The following is a 22,114-nucleotide window of genomic DNA, read 5'->3' on the forward strand; positions in this document are numbered from 1 at the left end:
GGCCTTTGCAAATCGGCGCATTGCGGCGCCGTGCCTTGACTCTCCCCTATACAGCACACCCTACCCTGAAAGGCCCACTTTCAGGCTTCGGCACCATGACTCAGCGCATCTTGCTCATTCTCGGCCACCCCTCCAGCACCAGTTTCTGCTCAGCCGTTGCTGACACCTACATTCACGCGGCGAAAATCGCCGGCCACGAGGTCCGCGTCCTGCGCCTGGGCGGACTGGCTTTCGACCCGGTCCTGCATAACGGCTACACCCAGCCCCAAGCCTTGGAGCCCGATTTGCTCAGCGCCCAAGCCGATATTCTCTGGGCGACTCATCTGGCGTGGGTTTTCCCGATCTGGTGGGGTGGCATCCCGGCATTGATGAAAGGCTTCATCGACCGCATTTTCCTACCCGGCTTTGCCTTCAAATACCGTAAGGGCAAGGCATTCCCGGATAAGCTGCTGCAGGGCCGCACCGCCCATTTATTGGTGACCCTGGACACGCCGCCATGGTATTACCGCTGGTTCTACCGCATGCCCGGCATTCATCAAATGCGCAGCACGACTCTGGCGTTTTGCGGCATCAAGCCGACCAAGACGTTGATGTTCGGCCCGTTGCTGGGCTCTAAACCGGCGCAACGGCAAAAGTGGCTGACCCACGCCGGCGGGTTATTTGGAAAAGGGAGTTTTCATGTACATCGGCAAAGCCGCGCAACTGTCGGGCACGACCATCAAGGCGATTCGTCACTATGAGGCGATTGGACTGCTGCCAGCGCCGCAGCGGGAGGGCCGTTATCGGGTCTATTCGGCGCAAAGCGTCGAACTGCTGACGTTGATCAAATGCGCCCAGCAGTTGGGGTTCAAGCTCAAGGAGTTGCAAGGGATCTTGCACGGGCATCAGGGTGATAGGTTGCCTTGGGAACGGGCAGACCAGGCCATCGCCAGCAAAAAGCAGGAACTGGCCGGGCAGATTGCCGGGTTGCAACGGATGCAGGCGCAGTTGTTGGCGTTTGAAGCGCAGCTCAACGACGCGCAGGGGCAGTGTTCGGGTGGGCGCTGAGCCGAATAAGAGGCGTAATCGGCTCTACAGAGGATGACTGACGCCCCACTCATTTGCCCAGAATCCGCATGTCTGCTAGTGTCGCGCCGGTTTACCGTCTACCGGAATAGCCGCCATGGCCCGCAAAAAAGTAGCACTCGATTTCGAACAATCCCTCGCCGACCTGCAAACCCTGGTCGAGCGTCTGGAGAACGGCGAGTTGTCGCTGGAAGACTCGCTGACGGCGTTTGAGCAAGGCATCGGCCTGACTCGCGACTGCCAGAGCGCGTTGGCGCAGGCGGAGCAGAAGGTCCAGGTGTTGCTGGAACGTGACGGGGAGTTGGCCGAAGAACCTTTCGATGCGGAACAGCCCGAATGATCGACGCGTATCAGGCCAGTAGCCAAGCCCGGGTGAATGCGGCGCTCGAGCCCTTGTTTGTTGCGCCAAGCCCCGAAATGAATCGCCTCTATGAGGCCATGCGCTACAGCGTGATGAATGGCGGCAAGCGCGTGCGCCCGCTGCTGGCGTACGCGGCGTGTGAAGCCCTGGGCGCCCCCGCCGAACAGGCCAATGGCGCGGCGTGTGCGGTGGAGCTGATTCACGCCTACTCCCTGGTGCATGACGATTTGCCGGCGATGGACGACGACGATTTGCGTCGCGGCCAGCCGACCACCCACAAAGCCTTTGATGAAGCCTATGCGATCCTGGCGGGTGACGGCTTGCAGAGCCTGGCGTTCAGCGCGTTGCTGGACCCGCGCTTGAACAGCGTCAACGCCCAGATCAGCCTGCGCATGGTGACGGCATTGGCCCTGGCCGCAGGCCCGGCCGGCATGGTCGGTGGGCAAGCAATCGACATGGGGTCGGTCAGCCTCAAGCTGGATCAACATGCCCTCGAACATATGCATCGCCACAAGACCGGCGCGCTGATCGAGGCCGCTGTGCACCTGGGCGCCCTGGCCAGTGGCCGTGCTGAAGCACCACAATTGGCGGCACTGCAGACCTATTCGCGGGCCGTCGGCCTGGCATTCCAGGTGCAGGACGACATTCTTGACGTAGAAAGTGACACCGCGACCCTGGGCAAACGCCAAGGGGCGGATGCCGCCCGCGATAAACCGACCTATCCGGCGCTGCTTGGCCTCGACGCGGCCAAGGCGTATGCCCTGGAACTGCGCGACCAGGCCCTGGATGCCCTGCGACCTTTCGACGCGGCGGCCGAGCCACTGCGTGACTTGGCGCGGTATATCGTCGAACGCCGCCACTGATAAGTGCGGCCATTGCAGCCGCATATCGGCCAAGTTCGGCGCTCTGCGTGGGCAGTTTGCACCGCTTGAGGTAAACTGCAGCCTCTTCTATACCTATAACGATTCGCCTGATGCCCACGACGTTTCAAGAGATTCCCCGCAAGCGCCCGTCCACGCCCCTGCTCGACCGTGCTGCCACGCCGGACGGCCTGCGTCGACTGGGTGAAGCCGAGCTGGAAACCCTGGCCGATGAGTTGCGCCTGGAATTGCTCTACACGGTCGGTCAGACCGGTGGGCATTTCGGTGCCGGCTTGGGCGTCATCGAGCTGACTATCGCCCTGCATTACGTGTTCGACACCCCGGATGACCGGTTGGTGTGGGACGTGGGCCATCAGGCGTATCCGCATAAAATCCTCACCGGCCGTCGCGAGCGCATGGGCACCCTGCGCCAGAAAGACGGCCTGGCTGCCTTCCCGCGCCGCTCCGAAAGCGAGTACGACACCTTCGGCGTCGGCCACTCCAGCACCTCCATCAGTGCAGCGCTGGGCATGGCGATTGCCGCCCGCCTGCAAGGCAGCGAGCGCAAAGCGATTGCGGTGATCGGGGATGGCGCGCTGACCGCCGGCATGGCGTTCGAGGCGCTGAACCATGCGCCGGAAGTGGACGCCAACATGCTGGTGATCCTCAACGACAACGACATGTCGATTTCGCGCAATGTCGGTGGCCTGTCGAATTACCTGGCAAAAATTCTTTCCAGCCGCACCTACGCCAGCATGCGCGAAGGCAGCAAGAAAGTGCTCTCGCGCCTGCCTGGCGCGTGGGAAATTGCCCGCCGTACCGAAGAATATGCCAAGGGCATGCTGGTGCCCGGCACGCTGTTCGAAGAGCTGGGCTGGAACTACATCGGCCCGATCGACGGCCATGACCTGCCCACCCTGATCGCCACGCTGCGCAACATGCGTGACCTCAAGGGCCCGCAGTTCCTGCATATCGTCACCAAAAAAGGCAAAGGCTTCGCCCCGGCGGAAGTCGACCCGATTGGTTACCACGCGATCACCAAGCTCGAACCTGTGGACGCCCCCGCCGCCGCGCCGAAAAAAGCCAGCGGGCCGAAGTATTCCGGTGTGTTTGGCGAATGGCTGTGCGACATGGCTGCCGCCGACCCGCGCCTGGTGGGCGTTACCCCGGCGATGAAGGAAGGCTCCGACCTGGTGGCGTTCAGCGAGCGTTTCCCGCTGCGCTATTTCGACGTGGCGATTGCCGAGCAGCACGCGGTGACGTTCGCTGCCGGCATGGCCTGCGAAGGCGCCAAGCCGGTCGTGGCGATCTACTCGACCTTCCTGCAGCGCGGTTATGACCAGTTGGTGCATGACGTGGCGGTGCAGAACCTCGACGTGCTGTTCGCCATCGACCGCGCCGGTCTGGTCGGCGAAGACGGCCCGACACACGCCGGCAGCTTCGACTTGTCCTACTTGCGCTGCATCCCCGGCATGCTGGTGATGACGCCGAGCGACGAGAACGAACTGCGCAAGATGCTCAGCACCGGCCACCTGTACAACGGCCCGGCCGCTGTACGTTACCCGCGCGGTAATGGCCCGAATGCAGTGATCGAGAAAGACCTTGAGCCGATTGAAATCGGCAAGGGCATCGTACGTCGCCAAGGCAGCAAAACGGCGTTCCTGGTGTTCGGCGTGCAATTGGCCGAGGCGCTGAAAGTCGCCGAGAAGATTGACGCTACCGTGGTCGACATGCGCTTCGTCAAACCGCTGGACGAAGCCCTTGTGCGCGACATCGCCGCCAGCCATGAGCTGCTGGTGACGGTTGAAGAAAACGCCATCATGGGCGGCGCCGGTGCGGCGGTCAGTGAGTTCCTGGCGCGGGAGAACATCCTCAAGTCGGTGCTGCACCTGGGCTTGCCGGATGTGTACGTTGAACACGCCAAGCCGGCGCAGATGCTCGCGGAGTGCGGGCTGGATGAAGCCGGGATTGAGGCGTCGGTGCGCGAGCGCATGGCACTGCTGGGTCTGTAACACAATCGCCCGGGAGAAACCGGGGCTAAATGTGGGAGCGGGCTTGCTCGCGAATGCGGAGTATCAGTCAACCAAAATGTTGAATGAGCCACGGTATTCGCGAGCAAGCCCGCTCCCACATTGGTTTTATGCCATTTTCAAAATGCTATGGACAGCCCATGAACCGCCTTCGCTTTGCCCTGCCCTTGCTGCTGCTCCCCGCCCCCGACCTGCTGGCCGATTCGTTCGAGCGCGACGACGCGCTGAAACTCCCCGATGTGGTCATCAGCGCCAACCGCCAGGTACAGGCGCGCAACGACAGCAGCGCCGCCAACACGGTGTTCACCCGCGACGACATCGACCGCCTGCAACCCACCAGCGTGACCGACCTGCTCAGCCGCGTACCCGGCGTCCAAGTGGCGCCCACCGGTGGCCGCGGCAGTTTGCCGGGGATCTTCATTCGCGGCACCAAGGCCGCACAAAGCCTGGTGCTGGTCGACGGCCAGCGCATCGCTAATACCACCTCCGGCGACAGCGGCCTGCAATACCTGAACGTCGACCAGATTGAACGCGTGGAAGTACTGCGCGGCTCGCGCTCGGTGATCTACGGCAGCGATGCGATTGGCGGAGTGATCCAGATATTTACCCGACGCAATGCCGAACAGGGCCTGCAGCCCCGCGTGAAACTCGGGTTTGGCAGCCGCCAGACCTGGGAACGCAGCCTTGGCCTTTCCGGCGGGGATGAGCACACGCGTTTCAACTTGGGCGCGAGCCTGGATGACACGGCGGGGATCAACGCCACGCACGAGTCGTTTCCCAGCGATGGCGACCATGATGCCTACCGCAACCAATCCGTCAGCCTGAACCTCAGCCATGCGTTCAGCGATGAGCTGGAAGTGGGCTTTAACCTATTGGATAACCGCGGCAAGTCGGAATACGACAACAGTTTCGGTCGCTACGACGCCGCGACTCAGCAGACGGTCGGGCAAAAGCCCTACACCGACTACGCCGTCAGCAGCGCCAGCGGTTATGTCGACGCCAGGCTCAACGAACACTGGCAATCGCGCCTGGAGCTGGGCCACAGCGAAAACCGTGATACCAAGCGCGATAAGCTCAGTGACGATTTCAGCGTGTTCAATACCTATCGCGACTCGGTCAACTGGCAGAACGATCTGACGCTCAACGACCAGAACAGCCTGATTCTCGGCGGCGACTGGTACGAAGATCGCTTCCACGGCTCCAGCACCTTTACCGAAAACAGCCGCTGGAACCGCGCCGCCTTTGTGCAGCACCGCTTCCACGGCGAGTGGTTCTCCACCGAACTGGGCCTGCGCCGCGACCAGAACCAGCAATTCGGCGGCCAAAACAGTTGGAGCGGCACCCTCACCGTGCCGATCAACCCCGACAATGACGTGCTGCTGAGCTACAGCGAAGGCTTCCGCGCGCCGACCTTCAACGACCTTTATTACCCGCTGACACAGTACAGCAACCCCAACCTGCAGCCCGAGACTTCAAAGAGCTACGAGCTGCAATGGCGCAGCCAGTTGAGTGAGAGCACGCGCCTGGAAGCCTCGCTGTATCGCACCGACTTAAGCGACGCGATTGTTCTGGACAGCAACAGCAAGCCACAGAATGTGGCGTCGGCGCGTATCAACGGCTTTGAAGCCGCGCTCAAGCAGGAACTGTTCGGCTGGCAGGGCAATTTGGGCGTCGCGTTCATCGACCCGCGCGACCGCGATACCGGCCACACCCTGGCACGCCGTGCGCGGCGCACCTTGAGCCTGGATCTGGACCGGCAATTCGATAAGTTGAGCGTAGGCGCCAGTTGGCAAGCCATCAGCAGCAGCTATGACGCTGAAGACAATCGCCAGCGCCTCGGCGGTTATGCCTTGCTGGGGCTGCGCAGCAGTTGGGCAGTCACTCATGAAGTCAGCGTTTCGCTGAAGGTCGACAACCTGTTGGATCGCCAATACGCGCGTGCGCGCTACAGCTACAACGCTCCCGACTTCTCCAACAACCAGGACTACCGCGAAGAAGGCCAGACCTGGATGCTGGGCCTGACGTGGACGCCACAGTTGTAGGGCGGCCACTTAGTAAATCTGGCGGGCAGGCTCGTTGGAGTTCAGATACCCGGCCTTGATTGCCTCGGCGCAGTTTATGAACCCGTAGGCGTTAACCGCTCCGGTATCGGTAAACCCGATGTATAGGTCCTTTTTCTTGCCTTTGTTTTCAAGCACATAGTCATAGCACTGTGAGCTGCCATTACGAACCTGAGTGATGCCCTGGGGTTGTTGGATCGCAAGAATGCCCTGCTTAGTGGCCCCGCGCTCGGCGGCTTTGGCTGCCACGGGGTGGGCACTGAAATTCATCAACGTCGAGATACCTTCCAGTGTGTTGCAGCCGGTCAGCAACATGGCGGCAGAAATACCAATGATCAAACGGCGCATGGCCACCTCCTGTATGTGAACAATTGCCATGCAATACGCATCGCGAGCGGCAGAGTAAAACCCTGCCGCTGGAATCACCCCGCGGACGCATCTTAATAACAGGTAGGAAAACACTGAGCCTTGACGCTAGCGCTGTGGAGCAATTAACTCGCAGAGCTTCGCCACTGCTTCGACCATCTGGCCGCTGGGTCGCTCCAGGCCTTTGTCGGGAACCACCACCAAACGCCCGTGCGCCACAGCCGCTAGGTGCGGCCAGGCTTTCCAGGCATCGACCTGGGCCTGGTCACCTGCCAGGATCATTTCGGGATCACGCTGCAACACCGACTCGATGCTGACCTGCGGCGCGGGCAGCTTCAGGTCATCGAACACATTGCGCGCGCCGCACACACTCAGCGCATCGCTAATGATCTGCCCACCGCCCACGGTGTACAGCGGCTGGTTCCACACCTGATAAAACACCCGTAACGGCTCGGCACGCTGGTAGCGTTGACGCAGTTCGGCCAGGCGCTGGCGTAGCTGTGCGGCCAGTTGCCGGCCAGCGTTGGCGCGACCCAATTGCTCGGCGATGCTCTGAACCTGGGTGGTCAGCTGTTCGAGGCTATGGGGTTCGGCGACATACACGGGGATGTTCAGGCGCTGTAATTGCTCACGTTGCGCCGGGCCGACACTGCCGGGCCACAGCAGAATCAAATCGGGCTTGAGGCTGAGCAGGCGCTCCATGTTCAGTTGCCCGTACTGCCCAACCGACGGCACTTGCGCCAATGCCGCTGGGCGCTCGCCACCGTCGAGCACGCCCACCAGCAGGTCGGCGGCGCCCAGTTCAACCACGATTTCAGAGAGAGAAGGCGCCAGGCTGACCACGCGCTCGACCGCCATCGCCTGGGCACTGAATGCCAGCAGCATAACCGCCAGCCAATGGCGCCTCATCCCAGTTGACGGGGGATGCGGTAGAGGTAAAACAGCACCAGGGTCGACAGCGCCAGCAAAAACAGCGGCACCGCTTCCAGGCCAACGAACACTGCCAGCGCACCGATCCAGGCCGGAACGGCGGCAACCAGCAGAGCGGTGCGACGACGGGCCGCGAGGGTAATCCAGGCAGCCGGTTCTTCAGGCGTATCGAGGGCTTTTGCGGTGGCGATCAGCGCGTGTTTATAGCCATGAAAATAACGCAGGCTCAGAAACATCGAGGCCACACCGGCGATAAAGAACGGCATGGCCAGCACGGGAAGCAGGGATTGGGCCTGGCCAAACACCAGGTTGAGCACGAACAGCGGGAGCAGTGCCAGGGCCAGGTACTGCCACCAGTTAAAGGACAGTCGCCGTTTCACCTGGCCACGGGTCACGCGCGGTCGACCTCGCCCTGATGCTCGTTGCCCATCATGTGGTCGAGCTTGCTGGCTTTGGTCGCCAGGTAGAGTTTGTTGTGCGGGTTTTGCCCGGTGTGCAGCGGCACGCGCTCGGCCACGGTGATGCCCATCTCGGTCAAGGCTTTGACCTTGCGCGGGTTGTTGGTCATCAGGCGCAGGGATTTCACCCCCAGATGCTCAAGCATCGGCAGGCAGATCGCGTAGTCGCGCTGGTCGGCGGCAAAGCCCAGGCGCTCGTTGGCTTCAACGGTGTCGGCACCGCCGTCTTGCAGTTCGTAGGCGCGGATCTTGTTCATCAAGCCAATGCCACGGCCTTCCTGACGCAAGTACAGCAACACGCCACGGCCTTCACGGGCGATGGCGCGCATAGCGGCTTCCAGTTGCGAACCGCAGTCGCAGCGCTGGCTGAACAGCGCGTCGCCGGTCAGGCACTCGGAGTGCACGCGGCCCAGTACCGGCGCGCCGTCGGCGATGTCACCCAGGCTGAGCACGACGTGCTCGCGGCCGGTGGCCTCTTCGAGAAAGCCGTTCATGGTGAACGTGGCAAAAGGGGTAGGCAGCTTGGAAGCGGCGACGAAAACGACGGGCACCGTGTGCTCCTGATTTCAGATTTCACAGAGGGCGTCATTGTAACAGCAGGTTCCTACAGACGCTTAAGCTGAATTATCGCTGATAAAGATCAATAGGTTCGATTGGCCTTCATCCCGGTTCTATGCAGGTCAGAACGGATACGGCTGTTTCCAGCGCTCGAAAATCGGTTTCAGTTCGCCGCTCTTTACCAGTGCGGGCAAACGCTGGTCATACACCGTCATCAACGCCCGCCCGCGCTCGGTGTCGGCGAAGCCTATGTAGAGCGGCAGTTCGGCGATGTGGGTGAGCTTGAATTGCGCCGCGTCATCCGCCTGGCTGAGCACATACTTGGCCTCGGTGAGGGCGTCGATGTAGAGGTCTGCGCGGGCATGCTGCAGCATGGGCAGGATGCCGTCGCGGCGTTCGATCTGGTTGAAGCGGTGCACGTTCGGCAAGTATTCCTCGTACTTGTAGCCGCGTACCCAGGCCAGGCGGTAATTGCCCAGCGTGGCGATGCTGGGTGTTGGCGTGGTTGCCAGGCTGAGGGCGTAGATATGATCGGCGTCGAAATTCCAGTGTGGGTACAACACGCCACTGGCTTCATCACGATAGGCGCCGACCCAGCCGTCTACCTCGCCGCGCTGGGCCAGGCCGACCGAGCGGGTGTAGGGCACGCTGCGGATTTGCACGGTAATGCCCGCCGGCTCGAAGACCTGACGCAAGACATCCCAGGCCAGGCCGCTGCCATCCTTGTTGGTGTAGTCGTTCCATTCCTCACTGGCCAGCATGATCTTGCCAGGCACCGGGGCGTCCTCCGCCTGCACCAGAGCCGCGACGGCACACAGCAGAATCAGCAGCCAGCGGCGCACATCCATGGTGACAACCTCCTACACCGAGATAACCGTATAGAGGGTAGCGCAGGTGGCGGGCTTACGGCGTTTCGCGAAAATGCTGATAGCCGCGCACGGCCGGGGTGATGTCTTGGCCCTTGGCGTCAAGCAAGGTGACGCCCTGCCCGGCCTCAACTCGGCCGATCACGTGGATCGGCCAGCCACTGGCCAACAAAGGCGCAAGCTCAGCGGGCGGCAGGGTAAACGCCAGTACGTAGTCGTCGCCCCCACTCAACGCGGCGACTCGCGCCTCGTCATCGCCGACAAACGCCAGCAGAGCCCTGGATAACGGCAGGCGCTGGAGCTCGATCAACAGGCTGACAGCCGACGCCTTGGCGATATGCCCACAATCGGCTAATAGCCCGTCGGAGATATCCATGGCAGACGTAGCCTTGCCCCGCAGTGCCAGGCCCAACGCCAATTGTGGTTGTGGCGACCAGTAATGCGCCAGCAGCGGCTCGGCGATGGCGGCGTCAGCCGTGCGTTGCCCCAACACTAGCGGCAAAGCGCCGGCAGCATTGCCCAACTCACCGCCTACGCACAGCAAGTCACCGGGTTGCGCGCCGCTGCGCGTCAACGCCTGCCCGGCTGGCACACGGCCAAACACGGTCAGGGTCAGGCTCAGCGGCCCACGCGTGGTGTCGCCGCCCACCAGGCCCACGCCGCAGCTTTGCGCCATGGCGTTCAAACCCTGGGCATAGCGTTGCAGCCAATCGGCATCGACGGTCGGCGTGGTCAGGGCAAGGGTAAAGGCAAGAGGATGGGCGCCCATGGCGGCCAGGTCGCTGACTGCCACGGCCAACGAGCGCTGGCCGAGCAGGAACGGGTCACACGGGTCGGCAAAGTGCACGCCGGCCACTAAGGTATCGGTGGAGATTGCCAGCTGCTCCCCGGCGGGGAGCGCCAGCAGGGCACAGTCGTCGCCGATCCCAAGAGCAATGCCTTCGCCGCCCTGCGCACAGGGCGCGGCAGCGAAGTAGTTGCGGATCAGCTCGAACTCACCCATTCAGGACTCAAGCGCAGATTAGCGCTTGTGTTCCTTCACTTCGGCTTCACGCAGGCGCGGGGCCAGCTTGTCGAGCACGCCATTGACGAACTTGTGGCCGTCGGTCGAACCGTAGACTTTCGCCAGCTCGATACCTTCGTTGATCACCACGCGGTACGGTACGTCGACGCGCTTGAGCAGTTCCCAGGTGGACAGGCGCAGTACGCACAGTTCAACCGGGTCGAGTTCTTCGATGGTCAGGTCCAGGCATGGGGCCAGGGCCGTGTCGATCTCGGTCAGGTTGGCATGCACACCGTGCAGGATGTCGTGGAAGTAGCTCTGGTCGGCGAAGGTGAAGTCGTTATCGACGCGGAACTGCGCTTCGATTTCGTTCAGCGAAGCGTTGGCCATCAAGCGCTGGTACAGCGCCTGGGTCGCGAGTTGACGCGCCTTACGACGTTTTTCGCTTTTGGACGGCTTGCCGGCATCCGCAGGGCGTGGGTCCTGGGGGTTGAACTGATCGCTCTCGTCGGAAATCACTTGGCCTCCAACTGCGACAGCAGGCTGACCATTTCCAGCGCGGACAAGGCAGCTTCAGCGCCTTTGTTGCCGGCTTTGGTGCCGGAACGCTCGATGGCTTGTTCGATGGAATCTACGGTCAGTACGCCGAAGGCAACCGGCACGCCGAACTCCATGGACACCTGGGCCAGGCCCTTGGTGCATTCGCCAGCCACGTATTCGAAGTGCGGGGTGCCGCCACGAATAACTGCGCCCAGGGCGATAATTGCCGCGTATTCACCCTGTTGAGCAACTTTTTGCGCAACCAGTGGAATTTCGAAGGCGCCAGGGGCACGGATAATGGTGATATCGCTCTCGCTCACACCGTGGCGAACCAGGGCGTCAACGGCACCGCTCACCAGGCTTTCAACCACGAAGCTGTTGAAGCGGCCAACCACCAGGGCATAGCGGCCTTTGGGGGCGATGAAGGTACCTTCGATGGTCTTCAGGGTCATTCGACAAATCTCTTAAAGAGCCGGGACGCGAAAAGTGCGTCCCTCAGTGATGATTTAACCGCGAACAAGGGGCAAAAACAGCCGGCCTTTATTCGGAGGGCACGTATTCTACAACTTCCAGGTCGAAACCGGATATCGCATTAAATTTCATTGGCGCGCTCATCAGGCGCATTTTGCGCACACCGAGGTCGCGCAGGATCTGCGAACCGGCACCGACAATGCTGTAGGTGGTCGGTTTTTTCACCGGCGTGTGGTCGGCGGTTTCGCGGATATGCGCCAGCAATACATCGCCATCCAACGGGTGACCGAGCAACAGCACCACACCGCTGCCGGCCTCGGAGACCGCAGCCATGGCGGCCCGCAGGCTCCAGCGGCCAGGTTGCTTGACCATCAGCAGGTCGCGCAGCGGGTCCATGTTGTGCACGCGCACCAGGGTCGGCTCTTCGGCGCAAATGTTCCCCAATGTCAGGGCCATGTGCACGTCGCCTTCCACTGAATCACGGTAGGTCACCAAATTGAATTGGCCCAGTTCGCTGTCCAGCGGCTGCTCGGCAATCCGCTGAACGGTACGTTCGTGGATCATGCGGTAGTGAATCAGGTCGGCAATGGTGCCGATCTTGAGGTTGTGCTCGGCGGCAAAGGCTTCAAGTTCAGTACGACGGGCCATGGTGCCGTCGTCGTTCATCACTTCGCAGATCACGCCACTCGGCTCGAAACCGGCCATGCGCGCCAGGTCGCAGGCGGCTTCGGTGTGGCCGGCACGCGCGAGGGTGCCGCCCGGTTGGGCCATCAGCGGGAAGATGTGGCCCGGGCTGACAATATCTTCGGCCTTGGCGTCTTTGGCGGCGGCGGCTTGCACCGTGCGTGCGCGGTCTGCGGCAGAAATGCCGGTGGTGACGCCGGTGGTTGCTTCAATGGACACGGTGAACTTGGTGCCGAAACCCGAGCCGTTGCGCGGCGCCATCAACGGCAGCTTGAGCAGTTCGCAGCGCTCGCGGCTCATGGGCATGCAGATCAGCCCACGGGCGTGCTTGGCCATGAAGTTGATGTGCTCGGCCTTGCAGGCCTCGGCGGCCATGATGATGTCGCCTTCGTTCTCGCGGTCTTCGTCATCCATCAGGATGACCATCTTGCCTTGGCGGATGTCTTCAACCAGTTCTTCGATGCTATTGAGCGCCACGCGGCACCCCCTTGGTCAGGATTTAAGGTAGCCGTTAGCGGCCAAAAAACTTTCGGTGATGTTCCCGGCAGTAGGCTCTGCGGCCTTATCGCCCAACAACAGGCGCTCCAGGTAACGGGCAAGCAAGTCGACTTCCAGGTTCACCCGGCGACCCGGCTGGTAAGAAGCCATGATGGTTTCGCTGAGGGTGTGGGGAATGATGGTCAGTTCAAATTCGGCGCCGTTCACGGCGTTCACGGTCAGGCTGGTGCCGTCGACAGTGATCGAGCCTTTGTGGGCGATGTACTTGGCCAGCTCTTTGGGCGCGCGGATACGAAATTCCACGGCACGCGCATTTTCGCTGCGGGCGACCACTTCGCCGACGCCGTCGACGTGGCCGCTGACCAAATGGCCGCCCAGGCGGGTGGTCGGGGTCAGGGCTTTTTCCAGGTTGACCGGGCTGCCGGCCTTGAGGTCGTTCATCGCGGTGCAGTCCAGGGTTTCCCGGCTGACGTCGGCGGCAAAGCCGTTGCCCGGCAGCTCGATGACGGTCAGGCACACGCCGCTGACGGCGATGCTGTCGCCCAGCTTGACGTCGCCGAGGTCGAGCTTGCCGGTTTCAACCAGCAGCCGTACGTCGCCGCCTTTAGGGGTCATGGCGCGGATGCTGCCGATGGATTCGATAATGCCGGTGAACATGGCCTTCTCCTGGAAAACGGGACGGGCACTTGAGCGCCCGGTCAGAATTATACGCTCGCTGGTGGTAGCGGGATGGCAGTGACTCGCCAGTCGTCGCCCACAGCGCGCATTTCAGTGATCTTAAGTTGGGGGGCGTCGGCCAGTTTCTCAAGCGGCCAATCCAGCAAAGGCCGGGCGGCGGAGCCGAGGAATTTGCCGGCAACGAATATGACGTATTCGTCGACCAAGCCCTGCTGGGCAAACGCACCCGCCAGGCTCGGGCCGGCTTCCACCAACACGTCGTTGACGCCACGGGCCGCCAGGGCAACCAACGCCGAGCGCAGGTCGACCTGGCCGTCAACGCCCGGCACAACCAGGCATTCGGGGCCACGCGGAAACTGGTTTTCCGGCGTCACGCAGGTGATCACCAACGCCGGGCCGGCCTTGAAGAAGGGCGCGTTGAGCGGCACCCGCAGGCGGCCGTCGATCAATACGCGCAACGGCGGGCGCGACATGGCGAGGGCCGTGGTGGCTTCATCCAGGCCCAATTCGGCGGCGCGCACGGTCAAGCGGGCGCCGTCGGCCAAGACCGTGTCAGCGCCGGTCAACACCACACTGGCCTCGGCGCGCAGGCGCTGCACGGCGGCGCGGGCAGCCGGGCCGGTGATCCATTGGCTTTCGCCGCTGGCCATCGCCGTGCGGCCGTCCAGGCTCATCGCCAGCTTGACCCGCACAAAGGGCAGGCCGTGTTCCATGCGCTTGAGGAAACCCGGGTTGAGCGCGCGCGCTTCCTTTTCCAGCACGCCGCTGTGGGTTTCGATACCGGCCTGCGCCAGACGCTGCAAGCCACGCCCGGCCACTTCCGGGTTCGGGTCCTGCATGCCGGCGACGACCCGCGCCACACCAGCCGTGACCAGTGCATCAGCACACGGCGGCGTGCGCCCGTGGTGGCTGCACGGTTCGAGGGTCACGTACACCGTGGCGCCACGCGCCTTGTCGCCAGCGGCGCGCAAGGCGTTTGGCTCGGCATGCGGCTCGCCGGTGCGTTCGTGCCAGCCTTCGCCGACAATCTGCCCATCGCGCACGATCACACAGCCCACACGCGGATTCGGGTGGGTGGTGTACACGCCCTTGCGCGCCAATTCGAGGGCACGGGCCATGTAATGGGCGTCGAGGACGGCTTGTTCAGCAGAAGGTGGGTTCATTTCTTGACCGGCTCACGGGCCAGGCGGTCGATCTCTTCGCGGAACTCATTGAGGTCCTGGAAGCGTCGATACACCGAGGCGAAACGGATATAGGCGACTTCGTCGAGCTTTTGCAGCTCGCCCATCACCAGTTCTCCAACCACCAGGCTCTTGACCTCGCGCTCGCCGGTGGCACGCAGCTTGTGCTTGATATGCACCAGCGCCGCCTCCAGCCGCTCGACACTCACCGGGCGTTTTTCCAGGGCGCGCTGCATACCGGCGCGCAGTTTGTCTTCGTCGAAAGGCTGGCGGCTGCCGTCGGACTTGATCAGACGTGGCAATACCAGTTCGGCGGTTTCGAAGGTGGTGAAACGTTCACCGCAGCCAGAGGCCAGGCATTCGCGCCGGCGACGTACCTGGTCGCCCTCGGCGACCAGACGCGAGTCAATGACCTTGGTGTCGTTGGCACCGCAGAAGGGACAGTGCATGGTGGCAGGCAACAAAAAAAGGGAGGGCCATGGTAGCGCATCCCCGTGGCAAGACAAGCCATAGCCTTTACGGTATATAGGCTGACTATTATGTTTCTGAATCTTCAAGCCACGGATTTTGCCCTTTCTGGAGCCGTACATGCAGTTACGACCACTTGTTTTACTCGCCCTGTTCAGTGTTCTGGTCGCCTGCAGCAGCGAAGCCCCCAAGCCTTCGGCGCCTCAACCAACGCCCGCCCAAGAGAAAAAAGTCCCAGGCATCGAAGACCTCGGGCCATTGCCGGCTTACCAGCGTGAAATCAACGGCACCCTCAACGGGGTGCCGGCCAACGCTGAAGTCGAACTGGCCCTGCTGGTGATCGACGAGCGCAACCGCCCGCAACAACTGCTCGCCAGCAGCGTGCTGACCGGCAACGGCAAGCCACTGGCCTTCCGTCTGCGCTTCAACCCGGAAGCCTTCCCCGCCGGTGCGCGGGTTGAACTGCGCGGCCGCGCCAGCCAGTCCGGCCAGTTGATCCTGCACCTGCCCGCCGTGCAAATCACCCAGGCGATCACCCAAACCACCGGCCCCCTGCAACTCGTCAAGGCACCATGACGCCACCGCTGGACCTGCAACGCGCCCTGAGCGAGCTGATCGGCGACGCGCAACTGGTGCCCTGCCCGCTGCCGGGCACCGAGCTGTCGTTGTGGCTGCTGGACGCGGACAACATGGACCGCGCCTTCAGCCCCGAGGAAACCCGGCGCATCCTGCATGAACCGCCGTACTGGAGTTTTTGCTGGGCCAGCGGCCTGGCGCTGGCGCGCTACCTGGTGGCGCACCCCGAATGGGTCGCCGGCAAGCGCGTGCTGGATTTTGGCGCCGGTTCCGGCGTGGCCGGGATTGCCGCTGTCAAAGCAGGCGCGCTGGAAGTGGTGGCCTGCGACCTCGACCCGCTGGCGCTGGCTGCCTGCCGGGCGAACGCCGAACTCAACGGTGTGGCGCTGAATTATTCAGCCGACTTTTTCGCCGAAGCCGACCGCTTCGACCTGATCCTGGTGGCCGACGTGCTCTACGACCGCGCCAACCTGCCGCTGCTCGATCACTTCCTCACCCGCGGCCGCGAAGCCTTGGTGGCGGACTCGCGCGTACGCGACTTTCAGCACCCGGCTTATCAGCGCCTGGGCATCCTCGACGCGCTGACGTTGCCGGATTTGGCTGAGCCTTGGGAGTTTCGGAAGGTGAGCCTGTACCATTCGCGGCGCTAGCCCTACGCGTTACAAATTTCCGGCAATAGATTGGCTGAGACAGGTGATGGCAGGGCATGGAAAATGCCGTTCCTTCGCACGCGGCCTGGACAATCGACCTGCATGCCTTTCAAGACAATTTCACTTATAGCTGGCCCATCAAACGCCTTGCAAAAAGCCTGGCATCTGCCTAACCTTTTGCGCAATACACCCGCCATGCCTCTGGTTACGTCAGTAATCAAGCACAAATTGTGCGGGTTTTTTATGCCCGGTACTTTTTGGGTATGAGGTCATTCAGCAAACCTGCTATCGACGTTCCTGCTCAACTGGAACTGCTCAAGTTGCGCGGACTGATTATTCACGATCAGCCCCGCGCTGAGTGTTTCTTGCAATCCGTCAGCTTCTTTCGACTCAGCCCTTATATGCGGCCTTTCCAACAGTCGGAAGATATCGGCCATCACTTTCGTAACGGCAGCCAGTTTCGTCAATTGACCCGCCTCTACGACTTTGATCGGCAACTTCGTCTACTCACGATGGATGCCATTGAGCGAGTTGAAATAGCATCACGCGCAGTCATCAGCAACCACATGGGGCCGGCCCATGGCAGTCACTGGTATATCAACCCAGGCATGTTTCACCCTACGTTTGATCACCAACGCTTACTGACAGCGCTGTCCAACAAACAAGCCACCGCAATGCGTGACTACCAGCGCGATTGCGAGCGCATCGATAGATCCCATGCCAGCGAAAAGAGAAAAAATCTTCTTAAACGCCAAAGGGCGAAAGAAAGCTACGCCCGCCACTACCCCGTGACTTACGCCCACCCGACCCTGATGCCAGGCTGGGCGATGCTGGAAGAACTGACGCTGGGTGACCTCTCCCACCTGTACAAAGGTTTGGCCAGGGACGCCGACAAGAAGGCCATTGCCAAGCGCCTGATGCTCCCGGCGCCACTCATGCAGTCCTGGCTTCACACACTGACCACCATCCGAAACATTTGCGCTCATCATTCGCGAATGTGGAACCGCGAATTGGGGATTCGTCCCGAGCTACCGAAGAAAGCCAGTTTTCTGTGGCCGGAGTATCTATCTCAACAAGGGGCGCATAGCCGAATATTCTCGGCACTCTGCATTCTGAATCACCTGATGCATCAGGTGAGCCCGCACACGGCATGGGGCCATAGTTTGCGCCAGCTGATCGGCGAGTTCCCCGACGTCAGCCTGAAGGCGATGGGGTTTCCTCCTGACTGGTATCAGGACCCGTTTTGGCACTCGCCCCGCGCCTGAATGCCGTGCTGCTTCCGGTCAACCTCGCCAGCCCTTATAGTTGCTCCATTCCCGCTTTATTCGAGACGCCCCATGAGTGAGCCCACGCCGTACATCTTCGATGTCACCACTGCCAACTTCGACCAGGCGGTGATTCAGAACTCTTTCGAAAAACCCGTGCTGGTGGACTTCTGGGCCGAGTGGTGCGCACCGTGCAAGGCGTTGATGCCGCTGCTGGCGCAGATTGCCGAGAGTTACCAGGGCGAGTTGCTGCTGGCCAAGGTCGATTGCGAAGCCGAGCAGGATATCGTTGCGCGTTTTGGCATTCGCAGCTTGCCGACCGTGGTGCTGTTCAAGGATGGCCAGCCGGTGGACGGGTTTGCCGGGGCGCAGCCGGAGTCGGCGGTGCGGGCGATGCTGGAGCCGCATGTGCAGATGCCTCCACCGGCCGCGGCTGACCCGCTGGAACAGGCTCAGGCGCTGTTCAACGAAGGACGTATCAGCGACGCCGAAGCAGTGCTGATCGCGCTGCTGGGCGAAGACAACACCAACGCCGGCGCGCTGATTCTGTATGCGCGCTGCCTGGCCGAACGCGGTGAATTGGGCGAAGCCCAAACCGTTCTCGACGCGGTAAAAAGCGACGATCACAAAGCCGCCCTCGCCGGGGCCAAGGCGCAAATCACTTTCCTGCGCCAGGCTGCCGACCTGCCCGACGCCGCCGACTTGAAAAGCCGACTCGCGCAAAACCCGCAGGACGATGAAGCGGCCTATCAGTTGGCCATTCAGCAACTGGCGCGCCAGCAATACGATGCGGCGCTGGAAGGCTTGCTCAAGTTGTTTATCCGCAACCGCAGCTACAGCGAAGGCCTGCCGCACAAGACCTTGCTGCAGGTGTTCGAGCTGCTCGGCAATGACCATCCGCTGGTCACCGTATACCGCCGCAAGTTGTTCGCCGCGCTGTATTAATCGCCGACCCAGCTGTACAGCGGCGTATCCCCGCCGCTGGCCACTTTCACGTTAGCGCTATGGCGCAGGCGCACCAGCAGGCGTTTGCCGGAAGCGGCATCGCCGGCCAGGCCTTCCAATTGATCGAGCAACTCAAGCCCGTTGAGTTGCCCGGCCTTGCGCAGCAGGTCCTGGGCGTTCTGCCATAGATCATCGTTCTGTTTGACTGGCGCCGCAGCCGGCGCGCTCGGCGTTGGCGGCGCCTGCAAGTGCGCGCCCAACCGCGCCCAATCGCCGTCGTCCAGCTCCAGGGTCAAGTCCACCGGCACGTCGCCGACGGTTCCACGAATTCGCACCATCGTCCTTACTCCTGCACTTTTCTGACCGGCATGCTCCCACGCGGCTTGCGCAACGCCAAGCGGGCGGTCAAACTCTGGCACTATTGTTATAAGATCACATAACAAAACTTTCATGTTCTGGAGCCTTCTCATGCGCCGTCTGCTGCTTGCTTTGCCGTTTGCCCTGTTGCCGCTGGCTATCGCCCACGCTGGCGATGAGCACGATCATGAGCATGAACACGCCAGCCTCGGCGCTCATGAACACGGCGTCGGCCGCCTCAACGCGGTACTCGACGGCCAGGCGCTTGAGCTGGAATTCGACAGCCCTGCCATGAACCTCGTGGGTTTTGAACACCAGGCCACGACGCCTGCCGACAAAGCCAAAGTCGCCGCCGCCCGCAAGCAGTTGGAAAACCCGCTGGCCCTGTTCAACCTGCCCAAGTCTGCCGGTTGCGTGATCAGCACCCAGGAACTCAACAGCCCGTTGTTCGGCGACAAGCCGGAAGCCGATCATGACGACGACGATGACGCCCACGCCACCGACGGCAAAGGCGCGGCGGCCCACGAACATCATCACGATCACAGCGAAATCCACGCTCACTACCAATTCACCTGCGCCACGCCGACGGCCTTGAGCAACCTCGACCTGACTCAAGTGTTCAAAACCTTCCCCGCCACCCAGAAAATTCAAGTACAACTGATCGGCCCAAGCGGTCAGCAAGGTGTTGAAGCGACGGCCACCGCAGCCACCCTGAAATTCTGATTTCCTATGACCCAAGCACTGATTGAACTGTCTGACCTGGGCTTCAACTGGCCCGGCCACCCACAGTTGCTGGACATCCCCGCGTTCCGCCTGGAAGCCGGGGAAACCCTGTTTCTCAAAGGCCCGAGCGGCAGTGGCAAAACCACCCTGCTCGGTTTGCTCGGCGGCGTGCAGAAACCCAGCCAGGGCAGCATTCGCCTGCTCGGCCAGGAGCTGACCGAACTGTCGGCCGGCGCCCGCGACCGCTTTCGCGTCGACCACACCGGCTACATCTTTCAGCAGTTCAACTTGCTGCCGTTCCTGTCGGTGCGCGAGAACGTCGAGCTGCCTTGTCACTTTTCCAAGCTGCGCGCGCAACGGGCGGTTCAACGCCACGGCAGCGTCGACCAGGCCGCCGCGACCTTGTTGGCGCACCTGGGTTTGAAAGATAAAAACCTGCTGGAGCGCCGCGCCGACTCACTGTCCATCGGCCAACAACAGCGCGTGGCCGCCGCCCGCGCATTGATTGGCCAACCGGAACTGGTGATCGCCGACGAACCCACCTCGGCACTGGACTACGACGCCCGCGAAGCCTTCATTCAATTGTTGTTCGCCGAATGCCGGGATGCCGGCGCCAGCCTGTTGTTTGTCAGCCATGACCAGAGCCTCGCGCCGCTGTTCGACCGTCACCTGTCGCTGGCCGAACTCAATCGCGCCGCCACGCCCGCAGAGGTTTGAGATGTATTTGTTTCGTCTAGCCATGGCCAGCCTGGCTAACCGCCGCTTTACCGCGATCCTCACCGCCTTCGCCATCGCGCTTTCCGTCTGCTTGCTGCTCGCGGTAGAACGCGTGCGCGTTGAGGCGCGCAACAGTTTCGCCAGCACCATCAGCGGCACCGACCTGATCGTTGGTGCCCGCTCCGGCTCGGTCAATTTGCTGCTGTACTCGGTGTTCCGCATCGGCAATGCCACCAACAACATCCGTTGGGACAGCTACGAGCACTTCGCCGCCAGCCCGCAGGTGAAATGGGCGATCCCGATTTCCCTCGGCGACTCCCATCGCGGCTACCGCGTGATGGGCACCAACGAATCCTACTTCGAGCACTACCAATACGGCCGCAAACAGAACCTCGAACTGGCCAGCGGCCGCGCCTTCGCCACCGACCCGTTTGAAGTGGTGCTCGGCGCCGAAGTCGCCGATGCGCTGCACTACAAGCTGGGCGACAAGCTGGTGTTGGCCCATGGCGTGGCGGTGGTCAGCCTGGTCAAGCACGATGACAAGCCATTCACCGTGGTCGGCATTCTGAAACGCACCGGCACGCCGGTGGACCGCACGCTGCACATCAGCCTCGGCGGCATGGAGGCGATCCATATCGACTGGCACAACGGCGTGCCGGCCCAGGGCAAAGGCCGCATCAGCGCCGATCAGGCGCGCAATATGGACCTGACCCCGCAAGCCATCACCGCGTTTATGCTCGGGCTGAACAACAAGATTTCCACCTTCGCTTTGCAACGCGAAATCAATGAATTCCGTGGCGAGCCGATGCTGGCGATCCTGCCCGGCGTGGCGCTGCAAGAGTTGTGGAGCATGATGGGCACCGCCGAAAAAGCGCTGTTCGTGATCTCGCTGTTTGTAGTGCTGACCGGTTTGATCGGCATGCTCACAGCCATCCTCACCAGCCTCAATGAACGCCGCCGCGAGATGGCGATCCTGCGCTCGGTGGGCGCACGGCCTTGGCATATCGCGACATTGCTGATCTTCGAAGCCTTCGCCCTGGCGCTGTCTGGGGTGGTGGCGGGCGTTGGTCTGTTGTACGTGTGCATCGCCGCATCGCGTGGGTATTTGCAGGCCAACTACGGCCTGGACTTGCCGATGTCATGGCCCAGCGAATATGAATGGACGCTGCTCGCCGGCATCCTCGCGGCGGCGCTGTTGATGGGCAGCGTGCCCGCGTGGCGCGCCTATCGACAATCTTTGGCCGATGGCCTGTCCATACGTTTATGAGGAAGGCTTCGATGCGTCGTGCCCTGTTTGCATTGTTGCTGTTGGTGGCGCTGCCCACGTGGGCGGAAGACCAGCCCAAGGACTTGTCCTGGCAGGAAATGATCCCGCCGGATGCGCCGCCGGAAATCCCCAATATGAAGCCGCTGCACGACCTGTCGAACATGGCCGATGCGTTGTCGGTAGAGTCGGCGCCGGCCGCCAAGCAGGACTTGCCCAACGCGCCGGTGGTGCAGAGCCTCGATGGCCAGCACATCCGCTTGCCGGGTTACATCGTGCCGCTGGAAGTCAGCGAAGAAGGCCGCACCACCGAGTTTTTGCTGGTGCCGTATTTCGGCGCGTGCATCCACGTACCGCCACCGCCGTCGAACCAGATCGTGCATGTGAAAAGCGAAGTCGGGGTGAAACTCGATGAGCTGTATCAGCCGTATTGGATCGAAGGTTCGATGCAGGTCAAGCCGTCTTCGAGTGAGCTGGCAGATGCCGGTTACCAGATGGATGCCGAGAAGATTTATGTCTACGAGCTGCAGGAATAAGGCC

27 protein-coding genes are annotated in these 22,114 nt (G+C 62.0%); 14 read left to right on the top strand and 13 right to left on the bottom strand.

What is annotated here, in order from left to right:
* Positions 1–95 precede the first annotated feature (95 nt).
* The 6 genes from HX783_RS20820 (at position 96) to HX783_RS20845 (ending at position 6,358) form a co-directional block, all read left to right on the top strand.
* Positions 96–740, top strand: a complete 645-nt coding sequence (locus HX783_RS20820) for an NAD(P)H-dependent oxidoreductase (RefSeq protein WP_177018082.1) — start codon at positions 96–98, stop codon at positions 738–740.
* The gene (locus HX783_RS20825) at positions 679–1,047 is read left to right on the top strand and encodes a MerR family transcriptional regulator (protein ID WP_159960230.1); all 369 of its coding nucleotides are present in this window, start codon (positions 679–681) and stop codon (positions 1,045–1,047) included. The genes HX783_RS20820 and HX783_RS20825 overlap by 62 nt, the downstream gene beginning before the upstream one ends.
* Before the next feature lie 115 nt (positions 1,048–1,162).
* A complete protein-coding gene (locus HX783_RS20830) occupies positions 1,163–1,405 on the top strand; it encodes an exodeoxyribonuclease VII small subunit (protein WP_003176346.1) in 243 nt (80 codons plus the stop codon).
* Complete coding sequence (locus HX783_RS20835; protein ID WP_177018083.1) at positions 1,402–2,289, top strand: polyprenyl synthetase family protein; 888 nt, start codon at positions 1,402–1,404, stop codon at positions 2,287–2,289. The genes HX783_RS20830 and HX783_RS20835 overlap by 4 nt, the downstream gene beginning before the upstream one ends.
* A gap of 110 nt (positions 2,290–2,399) precedes the next feature.
* The gene (gene dxs, locus HX783_RS20840) at positions 2,400–4,298 is read left to right on the top strand and encodes a 1-deoxy-D-xylulose-5-phosphate synthase (protein ID WP_159960234.1); all 1,899 of its coding nucleotides are present in this window, start codon (positions 2,400–2,402) and stop codon (positions 4,296–4,298) included.
* 158 nt (positions 4,299–4,456) lie between these two features.
* Positions 4,457–6,358: a TonB-dependent receptor domain-containing protein gene (locus tag HX783_RS20845; RefSeq protein WP_177018084.1), complete on the top strand. Its 1,902-nt coding sequence runs from the start codon at positions 4,457–4,459 to the stop codon at positions 6,356–6,358.
* Between the two features lie 9 nt (positions 6,359–6,367).
* Here the strand turns inward: HX783_RS20845 and HX783_RS20850 are convergent, their stop codons facing one another.
* The 12 genes from HX783_RS20850 to nrdR all read right to left on the bottom strand — a co-directional run bounded on the left by HX783_RS20850 (position 6,368) and on the right by nrdR (position 15,058).
* A complete protein-coding gene (locus HX783_RS20850; protein WP_177018085.1) occupies positions 6,368–6,724 on the bottom strand; it encodes a lipoprotein in 357 nt (118 codons plus the stop codon).
* Between the two features lie 126 nt (positions 6,725–6,850).
* Complete coding sequence (locus HX783_RS20855; protein WP_177018086.1) at positions 6,851–7,651, bottom strand: cobalamin-binding protein; 801 nt, start codon at positions 7,649–7,651, stop codon at positions 6,851–6,853.
* On the bottom strand, positions 7,648–8,067 hold the full coding sequence (locus tag HX783_RS20860) for a nuclear FMR1 interacting 1 family protein (protein WP_159960240.1): 420 nt from the start codon (positions 8,065–8,067) through the stop codon (positions 7,648–7,650). The genes HX783_RS20855 and HX783_RS20860 overlap by 4 nt, the downstream gene beginning before the upstream one ends.
* Positions 8,064–8,681, bottom strand: a complete 618-nt coding sequence (ribA, locus tag HX783_RS20865; protein ID WP_017135999.1) for a GTP cyclohydrolase II — start codon at positions 8,679–8,681, stop codon at positions 8,064–8,066. Before ribA ends, HX783_RS20860 begins: the two co-directional genes overlap by 4 nt.
* A gap of 129 nt (positions 8,682–8,810) precedes the next feature.
* The gene (locus tag HX783_RS20870; RefSeq protein WP_159960242.1) at positions 8,811–9,536 is read right to left on the bottom strand and encodes an ABC transporter substrate-binding protein; all 726 of its coding nucleotides are present in this window, start codon (positions 9,534–9,536) and stop codon (positions 8,811–8,813) included.
* A 55-nt stretch (positions 9,537–9,591) separates the two neighbouring features.
* Entirely contained in the window at positions 9,592–10,557 is a 966-nt protein-coding gene (thiL, locus tag HX783_RS20875; RefSeq protein ID WP_177018087.1) for a thiamine-phosphate kinase, read from the bottom strand.
* Between the two features lie 18 nt (positions 10,558–10,575).
* On the bottom strand, positions 10,576–11,076 hold the full coding sequence (gene nusB, locus HX783_RS20880; RefSeq protein WP_159960246.1) for a transcription antitermination factor NusB: 501 nt from the start codon (positions 11,074–11,076) through the stop codon (positions 10,576–10,578).
* Positions 11,073–11,549 carry a 6,7-dimethyl-8-ribityllumazine synthase gene (gene ribE / locus HX783_RS20885; protein WP_003176356.1) on the bottom strand — a complete coding sequence of 159 codons (477 nt, stop codon included), beginning with the start codon at positions 11,547–11,549 and terminating at the stop codon, positions 11,073–11,075. The genes nusB and ribE overlap by 4 nt, the downstream gene beginning before the upstream one ends.
* 88 nt (positions 11,550–11,637) lie before the next feature.
* Positions 11,638–12,729, bottom strand: coding sequence for a bifunctional 3,4-dihydroxy-2-butanone-4-phosphate synthase/GTP cyclohydrolase II (gene ribBA / locus HX783_RS20890; RefSeq protein ID WP_159960248.1), 1,092 nt, complete (start codon positions 12,727–12,729; stop codon positions 11,638–11,640).
* 15 nt (positions 12,730–12,744) lie between these two features.
* A complete protein-coding gene (locus HX783_RS20895; protein ID WP_065909971.1) occupies positions 12,745–13,407 on the bottom strand; it encodes a riboflavin synthase in 663 nt (220 codons plus the stop codon).
* A gap of 47 nt (positions 13,408–13,454) precedes the next feature.
* Positions 13,455–14,591, bottom strand: coding sequence for a bifunctional diaminohydroxyphosphoribosylaminopyrimidine deaminase/5-amino-6-(5-phosphoribosylamino)uracil reductase RibD (gene ribD, locus HX783_RS20900; RefSeq protein ID WP_159960250.1), 1,137 nt, complete (start codon positions 14,589–14,591; stop codon positions 13,455–13,457).
* Positions 14,588–15,058, bottom strand: coding sequence for a transcriptional regulator NrdR (gene nrdR / locus HX783_RS20905; RefSeq protein ID WP_162530299.1), 471 nt, complete (start codon positions 15,056–15,058; stop codon positions 14,588–14,590). The genes ribD and nrdR overlap by 4 nt, the downstream gene beginning before the upstream one ends.
* Before the next feature lie 139 nt (positions 15,059–15,197).
* Here nrdR and HX783_RS20910 point away from each other — a divergent pair, with 139 nt between their 5' ends.
* From HX783_RS20910 to trxA, 4 genes are all read left to right on the top strand, one after another.
* Positions 15,198–15,653 (top strand): YbaY family lipoprotein, encoded by a 456-nt coding sequence (locus HX783_RS20910; protein WP_159960252.1) that lies wholly within the window; start codon positions 15,198–15,200, stop codon positions 15,651–15,653.
* Entirely contained in the window at positions 15,650–16,303 is a 654-nt protein-coding gene (locus HX783_RS20915; protein ID WP_177018088.1) for a methyltransferase, read from the top strand. The genes HX783_RS20910 and HX783_RS20915 overlap by 4 nt, the downstream gene beginning before the upstream one ends.
* Positions 16,304–16,566: 263 nt before the next feature.
* Positions 16,567–17,568 carry an Abi family protein gene (locus HX783_RS20920; protein ID WP_177018089.1) on the top strand — a complete coding sequence of 334 codons (1,002 nt, stop codon included), beginning with the start codon at positions 16,567–16,569 and terminating at the stop codon, positions 17,566–17,568.
* A gap of 72 nt (positions 17,569–17,640) precedes the next feature.
* Positions 17,641–18,513 carry a thioredoxin gene (gene trxA / locus HX783_RS20925; protein ID WP_177018090.1) on the top strand — a complete coding sequence of 291 codons (873 nt, stop codon included), beginning with the start codon at positions 17,641–17,643 and terminating at the stop codon, positions 18,511–18,513.
* Here the strand turns inward: trxA and HX783_RS20930 are convergent.
* Positions 18,510–18,851, bottom strand: a complete 342-nt coding sequence (locus HX783_RS20930) for a hypothetical protein (protein WP_177018091.1) — start codon at positions 18,849–18,851, stop codon at positions 18,510–18,512. The two genes, trxA and HX783_RS20930, sit on opposite strands and share 4 nt — an antisense overlap.
* A gap of 130 nt (positions 18,852–18,981) precedes the next feature.
* Here HX783_RS20930 and HX783_RS20935 point away from each other — a divergent pair, with 130 nt between their 5' ends.
* The 4 genes from HX783_RS20935 to HX783_RS20950 are packed head-to-tail and all read left to right on the top strand — an operon-like array spanning position 18,982 to position 22,110.
* Positions 18,982–19,593: a DUF2796 domain-containing protein gene (locus HX783_RS20935; protein WP_177018092.1), complete on the top strand. Its 612-nt coding sequence runs from the start codon at positions 18,982–18,984 to the stop codon at positions 19,591–19,593.
* A gap of 6 nt (positions 19,594–19,599) precedes the next feature.
* Positions 19,600–20,310, top strand: coding sequence for an ABC transporter ATP-binding protein (locus HX783_RS20940; protein ID WP_159960262.1), 711 nt, complete (start codon positions 19,600–19,602; stop codon positions 20,308–20,310).
* 1 nt (position 20,311) lies between these two features.
* Positions 20,312–21,577: an ABC transporter permease gene (locus HX783_RS20945; RefSeq protein ID WP_110621737.1), complete on the top strand. Its 1,266-nt coding sequence runs from the start codon at positions 20,312–20,314 to the stop codon at positions 21,575–21,577.
* Positions 21,578–21,588: 11 nt separating this feature from the next.
* Positions 21,589–22,110, top strand: coding sequence for a DUF3299 domain-containing protein (locus tag HX783_RS20950; protein WP_177018093.1), 522 nt, complete (start codon positions 21,589–21,591; stop codon positions 22,108–22,110).
* Positions 22,111–22,114: the final 4 nt, after the last annotated feature.

The sequence above is a fragment of the Pseudomonas sp. D2002 genome (assembly GCF_013385735.1).
Lineage (GTDB): Bacteria > Pseudomonadota > Gammaproteobacteria > Pseudomonadales > Pseudomonadaceae > Aquipseudomonas.

What these genes read in the sequence shown, in the direction of transcription:
- HX783_RS20935 (WP_177018092.1), top strand. Translation starts at nt 18,982, where the DNA reads ATGCGCCGTCTGCTGCTTGCTTTGCCGTTTGCCCTGTTGCCGCTGGCT.
- HX783_RS20950 (WP_177018093.1), top strand. Translation starts at nt 21,589, where the DNA reads ATGCGTCGTGCCCTGTTTGCATTGTTGCTGTTGGTGGCGCTGCCCACG.
- HX783_RS20830 (WP_003176346.1), top strand. Translation starts at nt 1,163, where the DNA reads ATGGCCCGCAAAAAAGTAGCACTCGATTTCGAACAATCCCTCGCCGAC.
- HX783_RS20820 (WP_177018082.1), top strand. Translation starts at nt 96, where the DNA reads ATGACTCAGCGCATCTTGCTCATTCTCGGCCACCCCTCCAGCACCAGT.
- HX783_RS20940 (WP_159960262.1), top strand. Translation starts at nt 19,600, where the DNA reads ATGACCCAAGCACTGATTGAACTGTCTGACCTGGGCTTCAACTGGCCC.
- HX783_RS20845 (WP_177018084.1), top strand. Translation starts at nt 4,457, where the DNA reads ATGAACCGCCTTCGCTTTGCCCTGCCCTTGCTGCTGCTCCCCGCCCCC.
- HX783_RS20910 (WP_159960252.1), top strand. Translation starts at nt 15,198, where the DNA reads ATGCAGTTACGACCACTTGTTTTACTCGCCCTGTTCAGTGTTCTGGTC.
- trxA (WP_177018090.1), top strand. Translation starts at nt 17,641, where the DNA reads ATGAGTGAGCCCACGCCGTACATCTTCGATGTCACCACTGCCAACTTC.
- HX783_RS20835 (WP_177018083.1), top strand. Translation starts at nt 1,402, where the DNA reads ATGATCGACGCGTATCAGGCCAGTAGCCAAGCCCGGGTGAATGCGGCG.
- ribD (WP_159960250.1), bottom strand. Translation starts at nt 14,591, where the DNA reads ATGAACCCACCTTCTGCTGAACAAGCCGTCCTCGACGCCCATTACATG.
- HX783_RS20945 (WP_110621737.1), top strand. Translation starts at nt 20,312, where the DNA reads ATGTATTTGTTTCGTCTAGCCATGGCCAGCCTGGCTAACCGCCGCTTT.
- HX783_RS20895 (WP_065909971.1), bottom strand. Translation starts at nt 13,407, where the DNA reads ATGTTCACCGGCATTATCGAATCCATCGGCAGCATCCGCGCCATGACC.
- thiL (WP_177018087.1), bottom strand. Translation starts at nt 10,557, where the DNA reads ATGGGTGAGTTCGAGCTGATCCGCAACTACTTCGCTGCCGCGCCCTGT.
- HX783_RS20855 (WP_177018086.1), bottom strand. Translation starts at nt 7,651, where the DNA reads ATGAGGCGCCATTGGCTGGCGGTTATGCTGCTGGCATTCAGTGCCCAG.
- dxs (WP_159960234.1), top strand. Translation starts at nt 2,400, where the DNA reads ATGCCCACGACGTTTCAAGAGATTCCCCGCAAGCGCCCGTCCACGCCC.
- nrdR (WP_162530299.1), bottom strand. Translation starts at nt 15,058, where the DNA reads ATGCACTGTCCCTTCTGCGGTGCCAACGACACCAAGGTCATTGACTCG.
- HX783_RS20850 (WP_177018085.1), bottom strand. Translation starts at nt 6,724, where the DNA reads ATGCGCCGTTTGATCATTGGTATTTCTGCCGCCATGTTGCTGACCGGC.
- HX783_RS20870 (WP_159960242.1), bottom strand. Translation starts at nt 9,536, where the DNA reads ATGGATGTGCGCCGCTGGCTGCTGATTCTGCTGTGTGCCGTCGCGGCT.
- HX783_RS20915 (WP_177018088.1), top strand. Translation starts at nt 15,650, where the DNA reads ATGACGCCACCGCTGGACCTGCAACGCGCCCTGAGCGAGCTGATCGGC.
- HX783_RS20920 (WP_177018089.1), top strand. Translation starts at nt 16,567, where the DNA reads ATGAGGTCATTCAGCAAACCTGCTATCGACGTTCCTGCTCAACTGGAA.
- HX783_RS20825 (WP_159960230.1), top strand. Translation starts at nt 679, where the DNA reads ATGTACATCGGCAAAGCCGCGCAACTGTCGGGCACGACCATCAAGGCG.
- ribE (WP_003176356.1), bottom strand. Translation starts at nt 11,549, where the DNA reads ATGACCCTGAAGACCATCGAAGGTACCTTCATCGCCCCCAAAGGCCGC.
- HX783_RS20930 (WP_177018091.1), bottom strand. Translation starts at nt 18,851, where the DNA reads ATGGTGCGAATTCGTGGAACCGTCGGCGACGTGCCGGTGGACTTGACC.